The 3,302-nt window shown below is 49.8% G+C and carries 3 protein-coding genes; 1 reads left to right on the top strand and 2 read right to left on the bottom strand.

Going from position 1 to position 3,302, the window contains the following annotated elements; translation table 11 throughout:
* Positions 1–130: 130 nt before the first annotated feature.
* Together B5F07_RS22070 and B5F07_RS22065 are read right to left on the bottom strand one after the other, a co-directional pair.
* Positions 131–601 (bottom strand): MazG family protein, encoded by a 471-nt coding sequence (locus B5F07_RS22070; RefSeq protein ID WP_087163322.1) that lies wholly within the window; start codon positions 599–601, stop codon positions 131–133.
* On the bottom strand, positions 598–1,179 hold the full coding sequence (locus B5F07_RS22065) for a YcxB family protein (RefSeq protein ID WP_087163321.1): 582 nt from the start codon (positions 1,177–1,179) through the stop codon (positions 598–600). Before B5F07_RS22065 ends, B5F07_RS22070 begins: the two co-directional genes overlap by 4 nt.
* A 183-nt stretch (positions 1,180–1,362) precedes the next feature.
* Between B5F07_RS22065 and B5F07_RS22060 the strand changes: the two genes are divergently transcribed.
* On the top strand, positions 1,363–3,168 hold the full coding sequence (locus tag B5F07_RS22060) for a glycoside hydrolase family 2 protein (RefSeq protein WP_087163320.1): 1,806 nt from the start codon (positions 1,363–1,365) through the stop codon (positions 3,166–3,168).
* Positions 3,169–3,302 lie beyond the last annotated feature (134 nt).

The raw sequence follows: 3,302 nt of genomic DNA, 5'->3' as shown, positions 1-3,302 counted from the left end.
GGAAGAGGCAATCCTGGAGAGAATTCAGGCTTTGAAAAAGCACGAATTCTCTGGGATTGCCTCTTCCTCTCATATCAAGGGTTAAAAATCGGTATTAACCGACATCCCCTATGTTTTTCACTTTATTTCCTTACATCCCCTTACGCTTCTTCGCTGCATCGATCAGCTCTTTCGCCTCTTCGAATGCATCAGGGAGATACTGTTCTGTCCATTCTTTTCCTGCCTTCTCCTGTTTCTTGATCTCTTCCCAGTTGGTCAGGACTTCCCCGGAGTCGGAGACCGTCACGTCTCCGAATACATGGGGATGGCGGCGGATCATCTTGTCGATGACGGTCTGGATTACGTCATCCATGGTAAAATAGCCTTCCTCCTCGGCGATGCGGGCGTGGAGCACTACCTGCATGAGCAGATCGCCCAGCTCTTCTTTCAGGTTGTCCGGATCGCCGGTCTGATCGAGGATGTTGATGCCGCAGATTACTTCCGCAGCCTCCTCGATGCAGGGCTTTTTCAGGCTCATATGGGTCTGCTCCCGGTCCCAGGGGCAGCCGTCCGGGGCCCGCAGGCGGGCGATAATATTTTCAAATTCTTCAAATTTTGTCATGATTTCGGGCTCCTCTCAAGCTGTTCTTTTACGAGATCCATATTTCCCAGGGTAAATCCGTCCTTTTTGATCATGACCCCCATCTTGTTTTTGCAGGTCATAACCCACAGATTTTTGGTTTCTGTCAGTTTTTCCACATCTTTATAGAGGAAGGTTACGCTTTTCCCGGTCTCTGTGACGGATGTAAAATGATCGTGGTAGAAAAGCGTGGTGCGCTCCGGAGGTGTATCCGAACCGGAAGCCATGGCGCGGTAGCCTCTCTTTGCCCCGGAACGGGGAACGAAAACAGTAAGCCATACAATAACAACTGCGGTAAAAAAGATCTCTCCAAACAGATAGAACAGACTGCCGCCGGAGTAGAGCAGCCAGATACCTGTGACAACAAGGACAAGAATCAGGATGATGCACAGAATCCGGGCGGCTTTCCGGTAGGAATCACCAAGAGTGGCGATTTTGCCTTCTGTAAAAAGTTTCTTTGTTACGGTAAACTGGTTGCGGGCAATCGGCGTGCGGGAACGCCTGCCGCTTTTTCCGGTGTTTTTATCCGCCGGCTTTTGCAGGGTATTTTCCTGAGTCATTTCGGTTCCTCCTTTGTTTTCCTGCCTGTAATTATAGAGAAATTATCAGAGTTTGTAAAGCGGCACCCCGGGGCGTGCAAGACGAAATTTTCTGTACAGAATCGGTTGGCTGCGCTATAATGATATCGTCAGCGCAGCGGGGAGAGAATGCTGCTATAATACAAGATACCGGGAGAATCAATTATGAAACAGCTTTACACAAGATGGGGGAAAGATGTGGATCCGGAGAATGTCCTGAAGGAATATCCGCGGCCGCTTATGGTAAGAGAGAATTATATGAACCTGAACGGATACTGGGATTATGCCTTTACAGAGAAGTACCTGAAGCCGAAACATTACGAGGGGCAGATTCTTGTGCCGTTTTCACCGGAATGTGCGCTCTCAGGGGTGGAAAGGCAGTTGAAACCGGGGGAGTTCCTGTGGTATCACCGCAGTTTTGACCTGATGGACTGGGAGCAGGAAAAAGAAAAGTGCAGACTGCTTCTTCATTTCGGTGCTGTGGATCAGGAGTGTGTGGTTCTGGTCAATGAAAAACGCGCGGCAGCCCACATGGGAGGATATCTTCCGTTTGAGGCGGACATTACGGACTGTGTAAAAGCAGGAATCAACGATCTGACAGTGGTGGTGCGGGATTTTTCTGACACGTCGTATCATGCCAGAGGCAAGCAGAGACTGAAAAGGGGCGGCATGTTCTATACTGCCCAGAGCGGGATCTGGCAGACGGTCTGGATGGAGAAAGTGCCAAAAAAATATATACAGAGCGTAAATGCGGTTCCGGATCCGGACAGCGGAAAGGTCAGGATCACCGTGGAGACAGAGGGGGAAATGCCGGTCGAGGTCAGAGTCCATGCGCCTCAGATCTGCAGCGAACCCATGAAAATGCCGGGGAAAATTGAATTTTTGGAGGAAGAAGACTTTATAGAGGAGGAAGAGGTTGCGGAGGAAAACTGGGGATATGGTTTCGGTTATTCAAATGATACGATTATCATTACCGTGCCGGAGCCTGCCCTCTGGACATGCGAAGAACCCTGGCTTTACTACTTTACCGTCAGGATGGGCGGTGATGTGGTGGAGAGCTATTTCGCCATGCGGAAATTCTCCGTGGAAAAAGATGAAGAAGGAATTCCGAGAATCTGTCTCAACGGAAAACCCCGGTTCCAGAATGGTGTGCTGGATCAGGGATACTGGCCGGAAGGACTGTACACGGCGCCATCCGATGAGGCGATGATCTTTGATATTGAAGAGATGAAAAAGACCGGATTTAATATGGTAAGAAAACATATCAAGATTGAGCCGCAGAGATGGTATTATCACTGTGACCGTCTGGGCATGATCGTATGGCAGGATATGGTAAACGGGGGCGGGGCATATAAGTACTGGCTTGTGACTTACGCGGCTACAGTAATGTCATCCTGGCTGGATTTTCATATTAAGGATACTCATTCCGGACTGCTTGCAAGAAAGGATGAAGAGGGCAGAAAAGAGTTTGAAGAGGAAGTAAAAGAGACGATCCGGGTACTGCAGGGACATCCTAGTATTGCAGCGTGGGTGATTTTTAACGAGGGCTGGGGACAGTTTGATACGGAGAAACTGACCGGTGCCGTCAGGGAAGCGGATCCCACAAGGCTCATCGACCAGGCCAGCGGGTGGTTCGACCAGGGCGGCGGAGATATGAAGAGTGTGCATAACTATTTCTTTAAGCTGAAGGTGAAGAAAGAGCAGGAACGGGCGGCGGTTCTCTCCGAATTCGGCGGGCATACGCTGTTTCTTCCGGAACACAGCGCATGTGAAAAACTGTACGGATATGGCGCCCACAAGGACCGGGAAGAGGCAAACCGGGCGTACCGGGAGATGGAGGAAAAGGTGCAGGCTCTGATCCGGGAGGGTCTGTGCGCCAGTGTTTATACCCAGTGGTCGGATATCGAGGAAGAGGTGAACGGGATCTTCACCTATGACCGGGAAGTACGCAAGATTGACGGGGCGGAATAAAACGGACTGCATATTATACAATAATTTAACCTGTTGTGCTAATTTGTTTTGGTGTATCTGTAAGTTGCGAAAGGGCGAAAATCCCCCTTCTACTTTTAGTTGGACAGTTATCTGCTAAAAGATAAGCTGCTTGA

Source organism: Lachnoclostridium sp. An169 (assembly GCF_002160525.1).
In the GTDB taxonomy this organism is placed as follows: Bacteria; Bacillota; Clostridia; order Lachnospirales; family Lachnospiraceae; genus Mediterraneibacter; species Mediterraneibacter cottocaccae.
This window is presented reverse-complemented; position numbering and strand designations above follow the sequence as displayed.